Genomic DNA, 23205 nt, shown 5'->3' on the forward strand with positions numbered 1-23205 from the left:
AAAATTTTTTGAAAAAACGGTTAGTTCATGACGTGTATGAAACATTTAGTAAGGACCCGGGATGGTAATAACTAATGGGAAATGAAATAGTGAAATAAATTGATGGAACATCCCGTTGACGGGTTGGTTGGTTGATTTAACTATTTGGGGAAGCGCTGTAGTAATGGGCGATTTCAACCGCTTACACCAACGGAGAAAAGTGAACTTTTTGTAAAACCGGGCCGTAACGTTTTTGGGTATAAATGATTATTTTGGCCTCTTTATAAATCCAGTAATTAGTTGCGAAGGAAACTTGTGGCCATTAATGGCGTTTTGGCTATAAAATTGGCCATTCACAATTATCCACATTGGAATATATGTGGTATTATAAAGAAGATTATATTGAGTATTTTGTCGAATTGATTGAGTAATGGGGCGATTTAATGAAGGGATTAGATCCGAAGCGGATGTCAGAACTATTCCGCTCGAACAGCAAAACACATTTTAAGATGTATAAGGCAGGCAGAAAGTGGCTGGTCGCTGGGATTTCCGCGTTAAGCGGTCTATTAGGCCTGGGAACCATTGGCTCGACGTCTGCGAAAGCCGACACCAAGACTGGGGCCGCTAAGACCCTGGATACGGAGGATGTTGCCGCGACCAAGACCACGGGGACGATTCCGGCCACATCACAAGCAACCGTGCAAGCGTCGACGACGGACGTGAGCCAATCGACTAGTGATCAGACCAGCACTCAGGAAACCAGTACCACGCCAAGTGCCTCGGCGACTAGTGAAGCGGGGAACCAGGCAGCTGAAACAACAACCAATGCAACCGGTAGCGCAACCACAGGGGCGCAGTCTGCCCAAAATGAGACCACCACGGATGATCAGGTGACGACCACTGAGACCACTACGGATGGTACCCAACCAACCACCACTCAAACGACGGCTGATCAAACCGCCACTAATTCGACAGCTCAAAAAACGGATACAACTAATGAAAATTCAACCACGGGTTCGACCAATGAAGCCAGTGAATCCACTGACTCCGCTGGATCAGCCAGCGAAAGTACGGCGGGAAGCGATGCTTTAGCCTCAGATGCGTCCGCTTCTGGGAGCAATGACACCACGACCATCACCACGGATGAACTCAAGACCATGTTGGCCACCACCAACTTGACGCAGGAAAACCAAAACAAGGTGGCCTTGATGGCCGCTTCCTTCTCGCTGACCCGGGCCGCAGCATTGGATTTGGTGAATGCCTTTTCAACGCCTAAGCAGTACAAGGATGATACAGCCTACAATATGGGGATTACGGATGCGACTAATGATATCAATAGCTTGATTTCAAGTATGACCGTGGAGTCGACAAAGATTACTAGTGCAATGGTACCCATCTTTGGTCAAGGCCTAACTAATTATATAAACAGTATTAAGACTGGTCTTGGTAATCTATCGCAGTTATTTACGGACTATGAAAATAATCAATCGCTGCAAGAAAGTACGACTACCGCTGCACCTATTTGGACGGGGAGTAGTTATCGGATTACGGATGCGACTTCAGAGTCATTTAACTATGAAAAAGATAATGGGAAAAATTTTTGGGGTGTTACTCAAACAATAACAGTGGCCGGAAGTACCAAAGACTATAACCAAGGGTATTCTGACTACTCACGAGATTTTGTTACGGGAATCTATCAATGGTTGGATGGTGTCAAAAAGCAAGCGGCCAATGAGTCTACGGCTAATTCGCTGTTAAATAATCAGACTTATAATCCATCAGCACTATCTGCTAATGCAACTGATGGTACGACTACGGGATCGGCACTAGCAGACTTTTTGAAGGGAATCGCTGGGACTAAGTATGCCCCAGATGTACTGGCGTTTAATAATATTGCGAACAATATTGCAAACTCTAGTATTAGTTCGGCGACTGATTCGCTGAACTTCTACATTGGCATGGTTGCCCCTAACCTGATTAACGGGATTGCCCACCAGGCGTTATCTGACGTGCGTTCCATTGGGGGGACTATGGCAGATTTTGGCGAAGATAAGGACTATGTTCCGAATGATCTAAGCACAGCCGTGGGGTTAAATGCGACAACCAAGACATTGCTTAATATGTTTGGTATTGACGATGACATGTTGAATTCAAAACTATTCGATTTAGCATATCAGGCTATCGCGGCTAATGCGCAATCAGCCATTGAAAATAGTTGGGCCATTGGAGAAGATCAGGCTTTGAAGGGCTTCCTTCAGAATGGTTACGTTTATGGTGATTCAGGTGCGGCAACTTCACCGTACAGTTCAATAAATGGCTACTCGGAAACTGACCCAGCTAGTATTCTAAATGCGACGCATACCACCAATGAGAATGGTGACTCTGATAAATTATCATCGCTTGCGGAAGCCGCTGGTTATGCTTGGACGCAAAAAATTATTGGGAACGTCATGACGGTTGCCAACGTTGATGCGTTAGGTGGCCAAGAGAAGACCAATATTACGGAAATCGTGAACCAATTGGTCACTAACGGGAAATTATCTGAAGACGAAGCTAACGAAATTCTAAACCGGAATTCTGCTACGGGGACCACTAATGAAGCAGAAGAAGGTGTGGCTCACGTCTTTGATGCCAGTCATTCTGCGCTGGACTATGTTCGGAGTGGAGAGGGCGCACAAGCGGTTATTAAACAACTTTATGACGTTGAATATTCCGCGGCTAAAGCGGCGCTGAATGACTATGTAAAATACCCGAACATGACCACGGACCAGTTAGCAGAAAATTAAGCCAAGTACATGTACACGAACCCAGCGTACGAGGGCTTAGCAACTTCTCACGCTCCCATTGAGGTTGGGGTTTACTCCCAAATCATGCATGCTCTTCGGTTGAATGATACGCCGTTCCGGGCCATGGTATACGCTAACGATATCGTGCACGCGACAGCTATTGGTGATGAAAAGGCTATTGCAAGTGATGGCTGGGATCACGCAGGTGTTGGGAAGACGAATATTGTGGCGGCCGTTTCTTCCAGTACGGGGAAAGTTATTGATAAGGCTGATGCCGGGACCCTCACGGTAGAAAATTCAGAACTAAAGGACCTTAACGGCAAGTATATTCGTGATCGGGTAGGAATCGGCGCCTCTACGGCCTATGATCAATTACCTGTGTTTGTGCGAGCATCAGATTCGCTATATGATACAACGCTTTCTAATATGCCGACTCAGGCCCAAGCCGATGCCATGGCGGATTACATGGATCAATTTGTTTATGAAGTCTTTGATAGGGTGTACGCCCAAGAGCTGGCTGCAGCAACTCGAGCCTTTAACGCTGGTCGAGCTTTGGCGGAACAAAAATATGAAGAATCGGCTAATGGTCAAATCCCTTCAGTTGAAGAAGCGGGTTCTTACAGTGGCTTTAATTACCAAGATGATGGCAGTACCAGTGATTATGTCACGGCGTCAAATCTATACAACGAAAAGGGAATTGCCGGTCGGCTGTTTACCGATGGTTATAACCAGAATTTGGTTACAATTACCGTTACAAATTCTTCAGGATCAGCTCAACAATCTGCTAATTTCTTAAAGACCAGTATGGGTAAGAACCAAACGACAACGGTCAACACGCTGGCGGGTAAATCGGTGACCGTTACCGCACAGACTCCAGATGCTGGATGGAGTGTTGGTTCAACCAATCCAGTAACGATTGACAACGTTACCGGAGACACAGATACAATGTATGATAAGGTTTTAACGGTTGTAGATAAAACGGATACCACTCCTGGGAGTGGCCCAGATGATGCGTTGGCTGGAAGTACCGCGACGACGGCCGTCAACTTTGCCTACATCAAGTCTGCTGGCTACAATTACGACTTCTTAAAGACCATTGAAGCCTACTACAATACCCAGAATGCCAGCACGATGCTTCCGGACACGCAGACCGTTTATCCGTCATGGAACAACGGGGTGAATGAAGAAGGATCCGCAGGTGCTCAAGGGTATCAAATCAGTAAAGATGACTTAGTGGTCACGAATGATGGCGCTAAGGTCGGCGACTACGCCTACCACTTAACCGATGCCGGTGCCCAGAAGCTGTTGGATTACATCAATGGGACGGTTTTGGCTAGTCAGTCGGCAACGGCTAAGGCCAGTGTGGCCGTACCAACCGCTGCGTCCCTAGCACGGGGACTTTAACCATTCAAAAGGCCATTGAACAATACTTACCAACCATTGCCCATAACGTCACCAACGTCCTGGCGGATCCCACGCCTATCCAGTAACGATTGACAACGTTACCGGAGACACAGATACAATGTATGATAAGGTTTTAACGGTTGTAGATAAAACGGATACCACTCCTGGGAGTGGCCCAGATGATGCGTTGGCTGGAAGTACCGCGACGACGGCCGTCAACTTTGCCTACATCAAGTCTGCTGGCTACAATTACGACTTCTTAAAGACCATTGAAGCCTACTACAATACCCAGAATGCCAGCACGATGCTTCCGGACACGCAGACCGTTTATCCGTCATGGAACAACGGGGTGAATGAAGAAGGATCCGCAGGTGCTCAAGGGTATCAAATCAGTAAAGATGACTTAGTGGTCACGAATGATGGCGCTAAGGTCGGCGACTACGCCTACCACTTAACCGATGCCGGTGCCCAGAAGCTGTTGGATTACATCAATGGGACGGTTTTGGCTAGTCAGTCGGCAACGGCTAAGGCCAGTGTGGCCGTACCAACCGCTGCGTCCCTAGCAGCTTACTCGGGGACTTTAACCATTCAAAAGGCCATCGATGAACAATACTTACCAACCATCATTGCCCATAACGTCACCAACGTCCTGGCGGATCCCACGCCTATCATTTCGTTCGTGGATAAGGCTACGTCGGCTGATGGTAAGACGGATCTGACGGGGAAGGCCGTTACCAACACGCTAAACGTTGACTGGAATTAAGGTTGGGTATTATCCGGTTACCATTACCGTAACGGACCCAACCAGTAATCAGACTGTTTCGAAAGTGGTTTACGCTATCGTAGTTTCGCAAGAAGCCTCGACTTCCGCGGTAACTTCCGAAGCCCAAGCCTCAACCAGCATGGTGAACAGCCAATCGGTCGCCACTTCGGTCAGCGCCATTGTCAGTCAATCACAGTCGGCTTCTACTAGTACGGCCGATGCCAGCGATGCATCTATTAGCGATGCTTCGTTGAGCCTCTCCGCCGAAGTTTCGGGCAGTGAAGCCTCCTTAAGCGACGTCGAAGCCAGCGTTTCGGCTAGTGACGCGAGTGTGAGCGCCCAGTCTGAAGCCGAAGCCAGCACCTTAGCTTCCGTTTCCGCGTCCGAAGCCAGCATGAGCCAGCGGACCAGTGCGGACCAGAGTCAGTTATCCGTACAGTCGCAGTCTATGGCCTCCATGTCCGAACAGAGTCAAAAATCATTAGACAGTGTTAATTCTGAAGTTTCCCAGTCCCTGAAGAGTGTCAACGAAGCCTCCACGTCGGATGCCAGCATCTCGGCTTCTCTGAAGAGTCTGAGTGAAGCCTCCAAGGAACTGGCCAGCGACAATTCCGAACGGAGTCAAAGTGACGCTTCGGCCAGTGCGGCAGCCTCTGCGTCCACCTCTGAAGCGGCTGAAAGCGCGGCTTCTCAGAGTGCGGTAGCGTCCACTTCAACCAAGACGTCGCAATCCGTTCAGGATTCTCAAGAGGCGTCTGCTAGCACGTCGATTCAACAATCTAAATCGATTGCCTCCCAGAGTGAACGGAATTCCGTTCAGGAATCGCAAACTAACGCCAGTCAAAGTCAGGCCATTGCGTCGACTTCGGCCGTAGTTTCGCAAGTGACCTCCCGGAACACCAGTCTGAGCTTGGCCTCTGCATCACAGGAGAGTGAAGTTTCGGATATTTCCGCTTCCATTACTAGTCAGAGTCTAGAATCAGAAGACTTCGATCAATCCGCAGCGTCCGAAGCCATCAAGTCCGTCAGTGATCTGTCTACGTCGATTGCGAACGAAAATTCAGTCATGTCCGCGTCGGTCGATAGCCTGATCAGTGCATCGAACTCGTTGGCCAGTCAGTCGTTAGCCAACTCGTTGTCACAGATGTCCGCTTCGATGGCTAGTCAATCGCAAGCCATCTCCTTATCGGATGAAAGTGTCAGCGCGGCTTCCGTTTCGGCTTCCGTGGCCCAATCCGTCGCGCAAGCCTCCGAAGCCAGCGTGAGTGACCGGTTAGTCTCAGACCAAGCTTCTGAGTCGGCCATCATTTCCGTTGAGCAGAGTATGTCGGATGCCTCGGTATCTATGAGCCAAGCCATCGCAAGTCAATCGGTCAGTCAGTCGGTTCGCGAGTCGGTCAACCAGTCAATCAGTGAAGAGATTTCCGCCAGCCAAAAGGCGAGTGCGTCAGCCTCCGCATCGACCTCTGCCTCGGCTTCCGCTGACGCCTCCGCCAGCGACAGTCGGTTCGCCAGTGCCCAAGCGTCCACTTCCGCTCAGACTTCCGCCCAAGTTTCACAATCGGCTGCTAGTCTGAGTCAGGTCGCTTCGGCCAACGCGTCGGCGAGTGCCACGGCTAGCGCCTCAGCTGCGCAATCCTTGAGCCAAGCTAGCGAAGCGCTGAACTCGTTGAGTACCATCTCCGCTTCCATGAGTGCCTCGGACCACAGCCTGAGTCAACGGTCCTTGGATGATCAGAGCCTGTCGCAAGCCTTATCCGAATCGCAAGCTAGCCTGGACAGCCGGGTTGCTTCCGACCGGAGTGAGTTATCGCAAGGCTCCAAGTCCGCAACGTCGCTGAGTCAACAAAGCTTAAGCGTCCAGACCAGCCAAGTCTCCGAGATGTCGAAGTCGCTGGCCAGCATGAGTGACACGGGGACCATCGACAGTGAGACCAGCCAGGCCATGGATAGCCTGAGCCAGTCCTCTGAATCCCAAGCCGTTCAATCTGGTGAACAGAGTGCGCAAGCTTCCGCGGCCGCTTCGCTTTCCGATAAGCAAGCCGCGAGTGCCTCCACCAGTCAAAAAGTTGCCGATAGCGTAGCGACGTCACAACACGACGCCAGCGTTTCGGCCAGCACCTCGTTACAAGACTCCGCCGACCTAGTGGCCAGTCAATTAGCTAGTCAGGCCTCCGCGAGCGCTTCTACTTCCGCGAATACCTCGGCACAAGACAGTCGGGTGGCCGCTTCCGAATCCCAGGTCACGTCTGAGGTCCAAGCTTCGGACAACAGCCTGAGTCAAGGCTCCGCGTCTGAATCCGCGACCGCCAGTGTCCTGACCAGCGTCAGCCAGTCCGTCTCTGGGGATGCGTCTCAGATGGCCGAGTTCTCCGAATCCGCCGCCAGTCTCAGCACGGTTTCGTTGAGTCAGTCACAGTCGACGTCCGCCGCACACGAATCCTTGTCTGCCGGCAGTATCGCTTCCGCGACGTCCCAGTCGTTAGCCAGTGTCAGTGAAGGCTCCGCTTCGGTGGCCAGTGAATTGTCCACCATCTCGGAATCCGAAGCCAGCTTCAGTGAAGTTTCGGCCTCCGCCGGTGCGTCAGTTTCCATGGTTTCCGCGTCCGAAGCCAGCATGAGTGACCAACTGTTAAGCGTCGCTTCAGCTGACGCCAGTCTGTCCGCGATGGCCTCTGCGGCTACTTCTCAGAGCGTCCACCAGAGTCAGCAGGCGAGTGCTTCTGCGGAAACTTCCGCTAAGACGTCCGCCGCGATCTCTGCTTCGCAATCGGCCAGCGCCAAAGCGAGCGTGAGTGCGGAAGCGTCCTTGAGCGAAATCGTGGCCTCCATGTCGGCCAGTGACAACAGCCTGAGTCAACGGTCCGTCGACGATGCCAGCTTAGCGGCGTCCTTGTCGGATGTTACGGCCAGTCTGAGCGCCCGGGACAGCGCCAACGCCAGTGAGTTATCCGTTTACTCACAATCCTTAATGTCCTTATCGGATGCGAGTGTCAGTGAATACACCTCATCCGAAGCCAGTCAACTCTCTGAGATGTCGAAGTCCCTGGTTAGCCTGAGTCAGACTAACGGGAGCGACGATACGATCTCAGATGCCTTGACCAGTCTCAGTAATCAATCCACGATGGACTCGCAAACGCAGTCCGAGTGGTCTGAACAAAGTGTCAGTCTCTCTAAGGCCAACGAATCGGCCAGTGCCGCTTCCGCGACGACCCAAGAGAGTCAAACCGCGTCAATTAGTGCAACCGCGTCAGCCAGCGAACAGTCGGCTGACCAGTCGGTTCACGCATCGCAAGTTCAATCCGGAGAACAGAGTCAAAACATCGCGTCCGTCTCAACGGATCAATCCGTCTTGACCAGCGCGACAACTAGCGTCAGTGACGCCATGACCAGCAACTCGCAAGCCATGTCACAGGCCCTGAGTTCGGGTAACGATTCCGCGATTCAGAGTGCCCACATTGAAGGGTCGACGATTGCCAGTGCTTCCGCCGTAGTTTCTCAAGCGGTCACCAGCATGAGTGAAGCCTCAGTCTCCGACCTCTCCCAGAGTGTCGCGAGTCTGAGCACCCAAGCCCAGTCGACTAAGAGCCTGATGTCCCAGATTTCGGATTCGGAAGCCAGCTTAGCGTCAGAGAACGCCTCGCAATCCGTTTCCGTCTCGGATACCTCCGCTTCTGAAGCGTCGATGAGTGACTTAGTGGCCAGTGCTTCGGCCTCCATGAAGTCCTTGGCCGACCGTTCTCAAAGCTTGGGTTCAGCTCACGAATCAGCTAGTGCCTCCGCCGAGGTCTCCGCGGCTCAGTCCGCTTCCACCTCGAAAGCGTTAGCGGATAGTCAATCGGCCAGCGCCTCCGCAGTGGTTTCCGCGAGTGATTCCGCTGAAGTCTCTGCTAGCCAGTCGGCGAGTCAGTCGACGTCCTTGAATTCGGTTCTCAGTGAAGCTTCCGCCAGTGCCAACAGCCTGAGCCAAGTTTCTGAATCGGATGCCAGCACCTCGGCCGCCTTATCCGAATCCTTTGCGAGCCTGAGCGCCCGGAACAGTGCCGATGAGAGTTTGCGGTCCGTAGCATCCATCTCCGAAGCCTCCGTTTCGCAGATGAGCTTAAGCAACCTGTCCGCTTCTGAAGCCAGTCAATCGGCCGAAATCAGTAAGTCGTTGGCCAGCCTGGCCAGTGCTTCCAAGGACGATCAGAGTATCTCCGACTCCTTGACCAGCCTGAGCGACCAATCCGTCAGCGAACAGTCCTTGCAATCGCAATGGTCTGAAGCCAGCCAGAGTCTCTCCGTGGCCCAATCACAAGCTAGTGATGCCTCGACCAGTCTCCACGACGCCAGTGAAGCTTCGACCAGTGCAGCCACGTCCGCTTCGACGGCTTCCGCGAATAATTCCGCTGATGCCTCGACCAGTCGGGCCACCGAAATGAGTAATGCCAGTGGGTCTGCGTCCGCCGATCAATCGGCGTTGACCAGTAACGCCACCAGCGTCAGTGAGGCCTTGACCAGTCAGTCGATCGCCATGTCCGAGGCCGTTAGTGCCAGTGACAGCGAGGCTGTGGCCAGCGTCAGTCAAGCCGGGTCCGTTCTGACCAGTCAGTCAGTTGTGATTTCCGAATCCGCTGCTAGCCTGAGCGAAGCCTCCGTCTCCGACATGTCGACGTCCATCGCCAGTGTCAGTGAGATGAGCGAATCGGCCATCAGCACCTCCGCACAAGTCTCCGCTTCACAAGCCAGCGCCGAATCCTTGTCCGCGTCCGAGTCGGTCTCCGTCTCGATCACGTCTCAAGCTGAGGCCAGCCAAGCCAGTGCTTCGGCCAGTGGGTCCCAAGCCGTGACGTCGTTGAGTGAAGCCTCCGCAATGGAATCGGCTTCCCACGCCTCGGCCTCCGCGTCAGCAGAGACCTCCGCGAGTCAATCAGCCAGTCAATCGACCAGCTTAGTGGACTCGACTTCCTTAAGCATCGTGATGAGTGAAGCTTCGGCCAGTGCTAACAGCCTGAGCCAAGTCTCCGCTTCCGATGCCAGTCAATCGGCGATCTTGTCCGCCTCGACCGCGAGCCTGAGTGCCCGGAACAGTGCTAACGAGAGTCAAGCTTCCGTGGCATCCATGTCCGAAGCCTCCGTCTCCCAGTTGAGTGTCAGCAACTTATCGGCTTCCGAGGCCAGCCAGTCGGCTGAAATCAGTAAGTCGTTAGCCAGCCTGGCCAGCGCTTCCAAAGACGACCAGAGTATCTCGAACTCCTTGAGCAGTCTGAGCGAGCAGTCAGTCAGCGAACAGTCCTTGCAATCGCAATGGTCTGAAGCTAGCCAGAGTCTGTCGGTTGCCCAGTCGCAAGCCAGTGATGCATCGACCAGCTTACACGACGCCAGCGAAGCTTCGTTGAGCGCGGCAACGTCCACCTCGACGGCTTCTGCGAACGCCTCCGCTGAGGCATCGACGAGTCGGGCGACCGAGATGAGCAACGCGAGTGAATCGGTTGCTTCTGAAGAGTCGACCTTGACCAGCGCTGCCGCCAGTGTCAGTGACGCGTTGACCAGCGAGTCGGTTAACCAGTCGCAAGCCATCGAGCAAAGCGATAGTGAAGCAGCAGCGAGCGCCAGCGAGGCGGCTTCCACGATTGCCAGTCAATCGGCAGCCATCTCCACGTCCGTCACCAGCTTGAGCGAAGCCTCGATGTCCGACTTGTCCAAGTCCATCGAGAGTCTGAGCGACCAGAGCGATTCCGCGCTGAGCACCTCCGCACAAGTCTCCGCGTCCGAAGCCAGTGCGGCCTCCTTATCCGCGTCCGGATCGGTCTCCGTCTCCGTAACGTCCCAAGTTGAAGCCAGCTTGGCTAGCGGATCGGCCAGCGACTCACAAGCCGTGACGTCGTTAAGTGAAGCCAGTGCGGCCGAATCCGTGGCCCACGCGTCGGCTTCCGCGTCAGCAGAGACTTCCGCGAGCCAGTCGGCAAGTACCTCGACCAGCTTAGTGGACTCCGCTTCCTTAAGCACCGTCAACAGTGAGTTGTCCGTAAGTGCGGCCAGCTTGAGTCAACGCTCCGAAAGTGATGCCGCAGCGTCCGCTTCGACCGCCAGTGCTGAAGCCAGCCTGAGCGTTCGGAATAGCGCTGATCAGAGTATCGCTTCGGCCCACTCCGAATCCTTAAATTCTATTTCTACCACTAGTTTGAGTAACTTATCGGCTTCTGAAGCCAGTCAATCGGCTGAAATCAGCAAGTCCTTAGCTAGCCTGGCCAGTGCTTCCAAAGACGACCAGAGCATCTCGAACTCCCTGGATAGCTTGAGTCAACAATCTGTCAGTGAACAGTCCTTGCAATCGCAATGGTCACAAGCTAGCCAGAGTCAATCCGTGGCCCAGTCGCAAGCCAGTGATGCGTCGACCAGCCTGCATGACGCCAGTGAAGCGTCATTGAGTGCGGTCACGTCCGCTTCCACGGCATCTGCGAAGACTTCGGCTTCCATCTCCACTGAGCAAGCCGCCTCCGCTAGCGATGCCTCGGCTTCCGTCTCGGCTGATCAATCCGTTTCACAAAGTGTTCAGAGTAGCTTGAGCACCGCCATCACCAGTAACTCGGCGGTTATGTCACAAGCGCAGAGCCAAGATGACAGTCAAGCCATTCAAAGTGCCAGTGAAGTGGCCTCCGCCTTGGCGAGCGCCTCCACCGCAGCATCCGTTTCGGATGCCAGCCTGAGTGCCGCTTCCATGTCGGATCTGTCCACGGCTATCGAGAGTCAAAGTGACGCGTCCAAGTCGATGAACAGTTTGACGTCGGCCATCACCAGCGCTGAGACCAGCATGAGTCACCAATCCTTGGCGAACTCCGAATCAATCTCCGCCACGTCGACGGTTGAATCGCAATTGAGCGAAGCTTCCGTGAGTGCCTCGACGGCCGACCGGTCCTTGAGTGAACAATCTGCCAGCGAGTCCGTGGCCCACGCCTCAGCCTCCGCTTCTGCGGAAACGTCCGCGAGCCAGTCCGCTAGCACCTCGACCAGCCTGGTTGATTCCACGTCGTTGAGCGTGGTCAACAGTCAGATTTCGGTGAGTGAAGCCAGTCTCAGTCAAGCCTCACAGGCCATCGCCAGTGAAGCTTCTGAGCTGTCCCAGTCCGAAGCCAGTCTGAGTGCCACCACCAGCTTAGCGGAAAGTCAGACCTCGACGAACTCCATTAGTTTGGCCTCCGTTTCCCAGATGAGCTTAAGCAACTTATCGGCTTCTGAAGCCAGTCAATCGGCTGAAATCAGCAAGTCCTTGACCAGTTTGGCCAGTGCTTCCAAAGACGACCAAGCCATCTCAGATTCCCTGACCAGCTTGAGTGACCAGTCGACTAGCGAGCAGTCCTTGCAGTCGCAATGGTCCGAAGCCAGCCAGCGTCAATCCGTTGCCCAGTCGCAAGCAAGCGCAACGTCAACCAGTCTGCACGACGCCAGTGAAGCCTCGCAGAGTGCCGCAACCTCTGAAGCCCACGTTTCGGCGGAAGCTTCTACGAGTGCTGCCACTAGTCAATCGATTGCCAATAGTGATGCCTGGGCCTCTGAGTCCGCTGCGCAATCTGGCTTGACCAGTACGCAAGATAGTCTGAGTGAAGCCTTGAATAGCAACTCTGCAGCCACTTCGGCGGCCGCCAGTGCCAATGACAGTCGGGCCATCGTCAGCGCCAGCCAAGTCGGCTCCGCACTGACCAGTGCCTCGGCCGTACTGTCCGCTTCCGAAGCCAGCATGAGTGCCAACTCGATCTCCGACTTGTCCAAGTCAATCATGAGTTTGAGTGACGCTTCGGCTTCCACGGATAGTCAAAGCATCGTTGCGTCCGAGTCCGTCGCTAGCTTATCGACGCGGTCCGAATCCGATGATGCCTCGGCTTCGATGACTTCTGAGTTAGTTGCCAGCTTGAGTGGGGCTTCCGTCAGTGCTTCGAGCTCGATGGTCTCCTTAAGTGAACAATCCGCCAGTGAGTCTGTGGCTCACGCGTCGGCTTCTGCTTCGGCAGAGACCTCGGCGAGCCAGTCCGCGAGTCAATCGACCAGCTTAGTTGATTCGACGTCGTTGAGCATCGTGATGAGTGAAGCCTCGGCCAGTGCCAACAGCCTGAGCCAAGTCTCCGCTTCCGATGCCAGTCAATCGGCGATCTTATCCGCTTCGACGGCTAGTCTGAGTGCGCGGAACAGCGCGAATGAAAGTCTGAACTCCGTATTCTCACAATCCTTAGCCTCCGTCTCTCAGATGAGCTTGAGCAACTTGTCGGCTTCTGAAGCCAGTCAATCGGCTGAGATCAGTAAGTCCTTGGCAAGTCTGGCCAGTGCTTCTAAAGACGACCAGAGTATCTCGAACTCCCTGAACAGTCTGAGCGAACAGTCGGTCAGCGAGCAGTCCTTGCAATCGCAATGGTCTGAAGCCAGCCAGAGTCTCTCCGTGGCCCAGTCACAAGCCAGTGATGCCTCGACCAGCTTGAATGAAGCCAGCGCCGCATCACAAAGTGCCGTGACGTCCACGTCAACGGCGTCCGCCGCTAACTCCGCCGACGCTTCGACTAGTCGAGCGTCTGAGTTAAGCACCGCCAGTGCTTCAGTTGCCTCGGAAGAGTCAACGTTGACCAGTACCGCGGCTAGCGTCAGTGATGCCTTGGCCAGCGAATCCGCCAACTTGTCGCAAGCTATCCAGCAAAGCGATAGCGAAGCGGTCGCGAGTGCCAGTGAGGCAGCGTCCACGATGGCCAGTCAGTCGGCCATGGTCTCCGCTTCCGTTGCGAGTCTGAGTCAGGCTTCGCAATCCGACTTGTCACAAGCCATCGAGAGTCTGAGTGACTTGAGTCGTTCCACAATCAGCACGTCCGCGCAAGTCTCCGCTTCCGAAGCCAGTGTGGCATCGATGTCGGCGTCCGAATCGGTCTCCGTCTCGATCACGTCACAGGTTGAAGCCAGCCAGAGCGTGGTTTCAGCCAGTGCTTCGGCTTCGCTGCAGTCGCTGAGCGCCCAATCTGCTAGTGAATCAGTCGCTCATGAATCGGCTTCTGCTTCGGCAGAAACCTCGGCGAGTCAATCGGCCAGTCAGTCGACCAGCTTAGTTGATTCGACCTCCTTGAGCATCGTGAACAGCGAGATGTCGGTCAGCGCAGCCAGTCTGAGCCAGCAGTCCTTAGCTGACGCCAGTCAAGCTTCCGAGTTATCCAAGTCGGAAGTTAGTCTGAGTGCTCGGACCAGTGCCGATGAGAGCGTCCTTTCTCAGAATTCAATTTCCTTAGATTCCATTTCTAATAACAGTTTAAGTAACCAAGAAGCTTCGACCGCAAGTGAGTTCTCTGAGATCTCCAAGTCCCTGACCAGCATGGCCAGTGGGTCACAAGAGGACCAGAGCGTTTCCAACTCCTTAGCCAGTCTGAGTGAGCAGTCGCAGAGTCAATCCGCGGCCCAGTCACAATGGTCCGAAACCAGCAAGAGTATCTCCGTAGCGCGGTCACAAGCCAGTGTCGCTTCGGCCTCTGACGCCACTGCCAACAGCGTCTCCGTCAGCGTGGCCACCAGTCAAGCCAACTCGCAAGCCGCGGCTTCGGCTGAAGCGTCCGCTTCAACGGCTCAGCTCCAGAGTACGGCGTCCGCTTCGATGGCGGCCGACCAGTCGACCTTGACCAGTGCTGAAACCAGCCTCAGTCAAGCCTTGACGAGTACCTCTGCTGCGATGTCCATGGCGCAGAGTCAAGATGACAGTCAAGCCATCGCCAGTGTCAGCGCGACGGCCTCCGCACTTGCTAGTGCGTCCGGCATCGTTTCCGCTTCCGCGGCTAGCCTGAGTGCCAACTCGATTTCCGAGTTGTCCAAGTCCATCAATAGTCTGAGTGGGGCTTCCAAGTCCATGACCAGTCTGATCGACCAGGCCTCCGCGAGTGAGGGGAGCTTAGCTGATCGTTCCGCGTTCGATTCCCAGTCGGTTTCCGCAACGTCTGAGTTGGAGAACAGCCTGAGCGTCTTGTCCGCGAGTGCGTCGGCTTCACTGAACTCCTTGAGTGATCAGTCCGTCAGCGAGTCGCTGGCTCACGAATCCGCGAGTGATTCCGCAGCCACGTCGGCCAGTCAATCGGCGAGCCAGTCGACCAGCTTGGTTGATTCGGCCTCGTTGAGTCAGGTCACGGCCAGCATCTCGGCCAGTGACAATAGTCTGAGTGCTCGTTCTACGGCGGATGCGTCGATCTCGACCATCATGTCAGAATCTGAACAGAGCTTGAGTGCCCGGACCAGTGCCGATGAGAGTCAATTCTCGACCAACTCGTTGAGCTTGGCTTCCACCTCACAACAAAGCTTGAGTAACTTGTCGGCCTCTGAGGCTAGTCAATCGGCTGAAATCAGTAAGTCGGTCACTAGCCTGGCTGAATCCTCGAACCAAGATCAGAGTGCGTCGAACTCCTTGACCAGCTTGAGTGCCCAATCCGTCAGCGAGCAGTCCTTGCAGTCGCAGTGGTCTGAAGCTAGCCAGAGTCAGTCCGTCGCCCAGTCGCAAGCTAGCGCAGCCTCGACCAGCCTGCATGATGCTAGTGTTGCCTCACAAAGTGCGGCCACTTCCGCGTCGACGGCTTCGGCGAATGATTCCGCCACGGCTTCGACCAGTCGCGCGGCTGAGTTGAGTGCGGCCAGTGAATCGGCCTCAACCGCCCAGTCCGTTCTGACCAGTACCGCGGCCAGCGTCAGTGATGCCTTGACCAGCAACTCGATCGCCATGTCCGTGGCCCAGAGTCAAAGTGATAATCAAGCCATCCAGAGCGCCAGTGAAGTCGGCTCTACGATTGCCAGTCAATCGGCAGTGATCTCCGCTTCAGCAATCAGCTTAAGCCAGAGTTCACAATCCGACTTATCACAGTCCATCGAGAGCTTGAGTGACTTATCACAGTCGACCATCAGTCTGGTTTCCCAGATTTCTGATTCTGAAGCCAGCATGAGTGACCGGTCCGCTTCTGATTCCCGCTCCGTCTCCGCGACCTCCGAACTCGAAGACAGCTTGAGTGCCGCCTCCGTCAGTGCGTCCGGGTCGATGGCCTCGTTGAGTGAACAGTCGGCCAGTGAGTCGGCGGCCCACGAATCCGCGAGTGCTTCGGCAGATGCCAGTGCTTCCGCTTCAGCGGTTGAATCACAGCATCAATCCGCGAGTGCGGATACCTCAACCAGCATTTCCGCTAGTCAATCCGCGAGTCAATCGACCAGCGTGGTTCAGTCGCAATCCTTGAGTCAAATCACCGATAGTATCTCGGCCAGTGACAATAGCTTGAGTGCTCGTTCCACCGCTGATGCCAGCGTTTCCGCTGTGATGTCGGCCTCCGAAGCGAGTCTGAGCACCCGGACCAGTGCCGATGAGAGTCAGTTATCGACCGCTTCCATCAGCTTGGCATCCGTCTCCCAGATGAGCTTGAGCAACTTGTCGGCTTCGCAAACCAGTCAATCGGCTGAAATCAGTAAGTCGTTGACCAGCTTAGCCAGTGCTTCCAAGGATGATCAGAGCATCTCGAACTCCTTGGCTAGCCTGAGCGATCAATCCGTCAGTGAGCAATCCTTGCAGTCGCAATGGTCTGAAGCTAGTCAAAGCACTTCGGTAGCCCAGTCACAAGCTAGTGACGCCTCGCTGAGCGAGGATCAAGCCAGCGCTGAGTCCCAGAGTGCCCAGACCTCTGCATCGACGGCTTCGGCAAATGATTCCGCCACGGCCTCGACCAGTCGGGCCACTGAATTGAGCACCGCCAGCCAGTCGGCTAGTGAAGCGCAATCCGTGGTCACCTCCGCTGAGACCAGCGTCAGCCAGGCCTTGGCAAGCAACTCGGCCATGATGTCGCAAGCTCGGAGCGAATCCGATTCACAAGCCATTCAAAGTGCGAGTGAGGTCGGTTCCATGATTGCCAGCGTTTCGGCTAGCGTCTCCATGTCGGCTACCAGCCTGAGTGAGAGTTCGCAATCCGACTTGTCGCAATCCATCGAGAGCTTGAGTACCTTATCCAAGTCGACCACCAGCCTGATCTCCCAGATCTCCGAATCTGAGGGCAGCATGAGTGATCGGTCGGCTTCCGATTCCCGGTCCGTCTCTGCCACCTCCGAACTCGAAGCAAGTCTGAGTGGCTTAGCGGCTAGCGCCTCGGATGCCGTCGCCTCCCTGAGCGAACGTTCCCAGAGCGAAGCTTCCGCTCACGAATCCGCGAGTGGTTCGGCCGCAACTTCCGCCAGTCAGTCGGCTAGTCAATCGACCAGCTTAGTTGACTCGCAGTCGTTGAGTCAGGTCACCAGCGCCTTGGCTTCCGGCAATGATAGCTTGAGTCAACGGTCCACCGCTGATGCCAGCGTCTCTGCCGGGATGGCCGAATCCGAAGCGAGCCTGAGTGCCCGGAACAGTGCGGATGAGAGCTTACAATCCAATCAATCACAATCCTTGGCCTCCGTTTCGACCACCAGCCTAAGCAACTTATCGGCTTCTGAAGCCAGTCAATCGGCTGAGATCAGTAAGTCGTTGACCAGCTTGGCGAGTGCCTCGAAGGATGACCAGAGTATCTCGAACTCCTTGAGTAGTCTGAGTGAACAGTCCGTCAGTGAGCAGTCCTTGCAATCGCAATGGTCTGAGGCGAGCCAGAGTATTTCTGTGGCCCAGTCACAAGCCAGCGCAGCTTCGACCAGCTTACACGAAGCCAGTGCGGCTTCACAAAGCGCGGACACCTCGGCTTCTGAAGCCTCAATGAATGCCTCGATGAGCACCTCCGCAAGTCAAGCCAGTGCCACTAGTGAAGCTGTTGCGTCAACTTCCGCGGCTGCTTCCGCGTTGGCTAGCGTGCAAGAGAGTGTCACGTCAGCTTCCTTGAGTAATTCAATCATCACGTCATTAGTTCAAAGCTTAAGTGCCGTTGCGTCGACGTCGACCACGGTGGTTACCAGCGTCTTGACCAGCTTAAGCACCGATTCACAGGCCTTGGCCAGTGAGTCCGCGGCAGTGTCCATGTCGACCGCGAGTCTGAGTGAAGCCTCGCAATCCGACTTGTCACAAGCCATCGAGAGTCTGAGTGACGCCTCACGGTCCGCGGACAGTGCGGGTTCAGCTTACGACCAATCCGAGACCAGCATGAGTGCCCAATCGGCTTCCGATTCCGCCTCGGTCTCCGTCACGTCGCAGATTGAAGCCAGCATGAGTGCCGCTTCGACGAGTGGGTCGCAAGCCATGACCTCGTTGAGTGCCGCTTCCGCGATGGAATCCGCCGCCCACGCTTCGGCGTCCGCTTCGGCAGAGACCTCCGCGAGTCAGTCAGCAAGTACCTCGACCAGCTTGGTTGATTCCGCATCCTTGAGTCAGGTCACGAGTGCCATGTCGGCCAGTGACAACAGTCTGAGTCAACGGTCCGTGGATGACGCCAGCATCTCGGCAGCAATGTCCGTTTCCGAGACCAGATTGAGCGCGCGGACCAGTACCGACCTGAGTGTTCTGGGTTCAGTTTCCGCATCCATTAATTCAATGTCCAACCTGAGTTTGAGCAACTTATCGGCTTCGCAAGCCAGTCAATCGGCTGAAATCAGTAAGTCCTTGACCAGCTTGGCCAGTGCATCCAAGGATGATCAAAGCGTCTCGAATTCCTTGACCAGTCTGAGCGAGCAATCGATCAGCGAGCAGTCCTTGCAATCGCAATGGTCCGAAGCCAGCGCCAGTGCCCTCACTTCCGCCAACCAGGCCAGTGAGGCTTCGACCGACGCCAGTGTTCAAACCAGTCAACAAACCAGCCTAATCACCTCACAAGCCACGGAATCGGCCAGCGTGGCGGCCTCAGTTGCCGCTAGCCAGTCGGCCGTTGCCAGTGAAGCTTCCGCATCAGACGCCGCTGAGCAATCCACGTTGACCAGCGTTGAGAACAGTCTGAGCGGGGCAGTGGCCAGTGCGTCAGCGATGGCCTCGGCAGTGGCTTCTCTGAGTCAAAGTCTCAGTCAAGCGGCTAACTCCGAGAGTGCCATCACGTCGGCCACGACCAGTGCGATGACCAGCATGAGTACCGTTTCGCAGAACTTAGCGAGTCAGTCGGCGGCAGTCTCCGCTTCGGCGGCTAGCCTGAGTGCCAACTCGATGTCCGAGTTGTCGCAATCCATCAGCAGCTTGAGCGACCTGTCGACTTCCACGACCAGCCTGATCTCCGAGGTTTCCGAATCTGAGACCAGCATGGCCAGTCAATCGGCCTTCGATTCCGTCTCGGTCTCCGCAACGTCACAACTTGAATCACAAATGAGCGCTGTTTCGGCTAGCGTCTCCGCTTCCCTGAATTCGTTGAGTGCCCAGTCAGCTAGTGAGTCGGCGGCCCACGAATCGGCCAGCGCCTCGGCTGAATTGTCCGCGAGTCAATCGGCCAGCACCTCGACCAGCTTCGTGGATTCCACGTCGCTGAGTCAGGTCGGCAGTGCCATCTCCGCGAGTGAAGCCAGTCAGAGTGACGCCTTAGTCAGTGACGCCAGTGCTTCGGCTGAAGTTTCCGCTTCCGAAGCCAGCTTGAGTGTTCAAGTCAGCGTCGTCACCAGCCAAGAATCTGCGGCTTCTGTCTCGTTAGCTTCCATCTCGAACATGAGCTTAAGTGAGTTGTCCGCTTCGCAAGCCAGTCAATCGGCTGAAATCAGTAAGTCGTTGGCTAGCCTGACCAGCGCATCGCAGAGTGATCAGAGCGTCTCGAACTCCCTGACCAGTCTGAGTGAACAATCGGTCAGCGAGCAGTCCTTGCAATCGCAATGGTCTGAGACCAGCGCCAGCGTTTCTACGGCTGAGTCGCAAGCCAGTCAAGCTTCGGTTTCCACGGTGGCTTCGACCAGTGCAAGTCAGAGTGCCGCGGCCAGTGAGGCGCTCCAGTCTGAAAGTGTGAGTGCTTCCGTCGCTGCCAGCGTTTCGGCAGTCAACAGTGAGGCTTCAGCGTCCGTCTCCGCAGAACAATCCGCGGTCACTAGCGCAGAAACCAGCTTGGCTTCGGCCTCGACCAGTGCGGCCAGTGAAGCGTCCATCGTGGCTTCCGTCAGTGCCAGTGTCACCACCAGTGATTCGGCTCTGACCAGCGCGATGACCAGCTTGAGCGACACGTCACAGGCCTTAGCCAGTGAATCCGCTGTGGTTTCGGCTTCGACGGCCAGCCTGAGTGCTGACTCGTTGTCCGACCTGTCCACGTCGATCAACAGTCTGAGCGTGGCTTCGCAGTCTGAACAAAGTGAGTTGTCCGCTGCGTCTGAATCCACGACCAGCTTGAGCGAACGGGTAGCTTCCGATTCCACGTCGGCTTCCATGGCGTCCGAATCAGCGGCTAGTCAGAGTGAGGCTTCGGCCAGTGCTTCGGCTTCGATGAACTCCTTGAGTGCGTTATCCGCGAGTGAGGCTTCGGCCCACACCTCCGCAAGCACGTCATCGTCGCAATCGGCCAACGCATCGCTGAGCGTGGTCACCAGCACGATTTCCGCGAGTGAGACCAGCATGAGTGACCGGTCCGCTTCGGATGCCAGTGCGTTGACATCGACGTCGGAAGCTGAAGCCAGCCTGAGTGCTCGGACCAGTGCTGCCATCAGTCAACAGTCCGTCACGTCCGAATCGTTAGCCTCCGTCTCGAACATGAGTCTGAGTGCTCAATCGATCTCCGAGGCCAGCTTATCGGCCATCGTTTCCGAATCCTTGGATAGCATGGCTAGTGCCTCGAAGAGCGACCAGAGCGTCTCGAATTCGTTGACCAGCTTGAGTGAGCGGTCCGCGAGTGAGTCGGCTGACCAGTCGACTTGGTCCGAGACCAGCACCAGCATCTCGATCGCCAACTCGCAAGCCAGTGACGCTTCGACGTCCATGGTGGCTTCGCAAAGTGCTTCGCAGAGTGCGACGACTAGCGCATCGACGGCTTCCGCAAGTCAAGCGGCGTCCGTATCAGCCAGTCGTTCGGCCGTGGCCAGTGCCACGTCCGCTTCGGACTCCGCGGCCCAATCCGCGTTGACCAGTGCGCAGGATAGCCTGAGTTCGGTCTCCGAAAGTGCGGCTAGTGAAACCTCCGTATGGCAATCGGTCAGCCAGAGTCTGAGTGAGGCGGCAACGTCGAACTCCTTGATTGACTCCGTCACGACCAGTGTCATCACCAGCTTGAGTACGGCTTCGCAGAGTTTGGCTAGTGAAACGTCGTTAGTTTCCGCTTCGGCAGGGAGCTTAAGCGCCGCTTCGCAATCCGAATTCTCAACGTCAATCGCCAGCTTGAGTGACTTGTCCGTCTCCACTGAGAGCTTGGCTTCCGCGGTCTCCGCTTCCGAAGCCAGCGCCAGTGACCGGTTAGTCTCCGATGCAGCGTCCGCTTCAGCGACGTCTGAACTGGAACAAAGTCAGAGCGCAGATTCCATCAGCGCTTCGGCTTCCACGGCTTCGTTGAGCGCGATGTCGCAGAGTGAGGCCTCCGCAAGTACGTCGGCGGTTGATTCCGCCACGGCTTCGGCTTCGGCCGTCGCCTCCGCTGAAGATTCGGCAGCAGCTTCCGCCGTTGCTTCGGCTGAGACCTCCGCTTCCATCAGTACCAGCATTGACCAATCGATCACGGACGCTAACCGGCCGATCCCAGGTGGTAACGGGGATCAAGGCAATAGCGGCCAAGGGACTGGGTCAATCACCAACGGTGGCGCGGCAGATCAAGTTGTGACGACGCCAACGGCAACGCCAGTGCTCCAGAATGGCTCCTCTGCTGATAAGATCAGCAAGTCGCCAATCAAGAGTGTTTCGGCGATCAAGAAGATTGGTTTGTACAAGACGCCAAACTTCTCGAAGAAGACCCGGATCACCTGGTACGCTAAGCAGCCACGGACCAAGCAACCACAATTCGTCGTGCTGGGAACGGCTCGTTCGAAGAGTGGGAAGTTACGGTACAAGGTTCGGGACGTCAACCACGGGTCGAAGACCTATGGGTTGGTCGGTTACATTACCGCCAACAAGAAGTACGTCCGGAACACTTACTACCAGACGTTGACCACGGCTAAGCACCAGAAGACCAAGACGATTACGATCCTGAATCCAAAGGGCGTCAATGCCTACAAGACGGCCGCTCGGAAGGGGAAGGTCGGTCATTACCGTCAAGGTCAACAGTTGAAGGTCAAGCGCATCGTGCACTACCACTTGACGACCCGGATCCAGTTGGCTAACGGTCGGTACATCACGGCTAACCGTCAATGGATCAAGACCGGCAAGGTAGCCATTCACCAGAAGCACGTTCGGGTACAACGGGGCGTCAACTACCGTCACGCTGGGACGCAACGGGCAGTGCAAAATACCTCGACTTACGCGGCAACGCCAAGTCGGTTGTCTGGTAACTTGGCTTGGACCCAGTACAGTGCGCAGGCCTTACAACGGATCGCCCCAACCACGACCGTTGGCCAACCGTCCGGTCAAGGCCCCGCTCAAGTTGCGCGGTTATTGATCGATGGTCGGCAACGCGTAGGCCTGTACAGTGCCACGACCTTCACGTCAGCTCACCGGTTAGCTTGGTTGAACTTCCAAGGGCCACTAGCTGAACGGCCAGAGTTGATGGTCATCGGGACGGCCCTATCGCCAGATGGGACGTTACGTCTGAAAGTCCGCGACATTAACCCGCAATCGCCAACCTTTGGTCTCGAGGGTTACATCACGGCTGATCAGGACTACGTCAAAGTCTACGCGGCCTCTGCAGATAGTCAGGCACCGTTGGTCAATGTACCGTTGACCTTAGACGCGACGACTTGGACTTACGCGGAAAATGGTGACGTGATCTACCAGATCGCTGGGACCTACGTCACGGTTTACCGGCCAGTCTAAACAGAGTTGTGCGTTAGAATTATAGAATCTAAAAACGTGTTCAGTGCTTCCCGGTGGGGCGGCGCTGAACACGTTTTTGCGTTGGGGCTGTTTGCGGGCGATTGGTGGCCAGATGAGCTGCTAACTGAGCAATCCAGGACACCATGATCCCTATTTTGAGGTCAGCGACTGTTGGTTTAGTGAACGACCAAACACCACGGAACGCAGTGGTGAGCGTCTAACGGAGTGGGCGTTCTCCGTATAATGGTCGCAAGTTTTAGCCGGGGAGGGGATGGCGATGCGGGGAAGATGCGGGAAGCCACTTAGGACGCAGTGGCGTGCGGGAATCAAGGGGTACTTAGTGGGCGCCCCGCTTTATCTAGGGCTTGTTCTCCTAAATTCCCGGTTCGTTTGGGGGACGTTCATCTTTAATTGGGACGGGGGTTCGTGGTACTTTTCGGGCTGCTACCTTCTGTTTCCTTGGGTGCGCATCTTTTGGGCGGACTTGGCGC

The 23205-nt window shown here is 55.3% G+C and carries 4 protein-coding genes; all 4 read left to right on the plus strand.

Annotated elements, in window-relative coordinates; translation table 11 throughout:
* Positions 1–422: 422 nt before the first annotated feature.
* Positions 423–2765 (plus strand): KxYKxGKxW signal peptide domain-containing protein, encoded by a 2343-nt coding sequence (locus RIN67_RS01085; protein ID WP_264999511.1) that lies wholly within the window; start codon positions 423–425, stop codon positions 2763–2765.
* A gap of 84 nt (positions 2766–2849) precedes the next feature.
* Positions 2850–4169 carry a hypothetical protein gene (locus RIN67_RS01090; protein ID WP_313872933.1) on the plus strand — a complete coding sequence of 440 codons (1320 nt, stop codon included), beginning with the start codon at positions 2850–2852 and terminating at the stop codon, positions 4167–4169.
* Positions 4170–4287: 118 nt separating this feature from the next.
* On the plus strand, positions 4288–4932 hold the full coding sequence (locus RIN67_RS01095) for a hypothetical protein (RefSeq protein WP_313872934.1): 645 nt from the start codon (positions 4288–4290) through the stop codon (positions 4930–4932).
* Complete coding sequence (locus RIN67_RS01100; RefSeq protein ID WP_313826095.1) at positions 4919–22714, plus strand: DUF5776 domain-containing protein; 17796 nt, start codon at positions 4919–4921, stop codon at positions 22712–22714. Before RIN67_RS01095 ends, RIN67_RS01100 begins: the two co-directional genes overlap by 14 nt.
* Positions 22715–23205: the final 491 nt, after the last annotated feature.

It is taken from the genome of Levilactobacillus namurensis, assembly GCF_032197885.1.
Classification (GTDB): domain Bacteria; phylum Bacillota; class Bacilli; order Lactobacillales; family Lactobacillaceae; genus Levilactobacillus; species Levilactobacillus namurensis_A.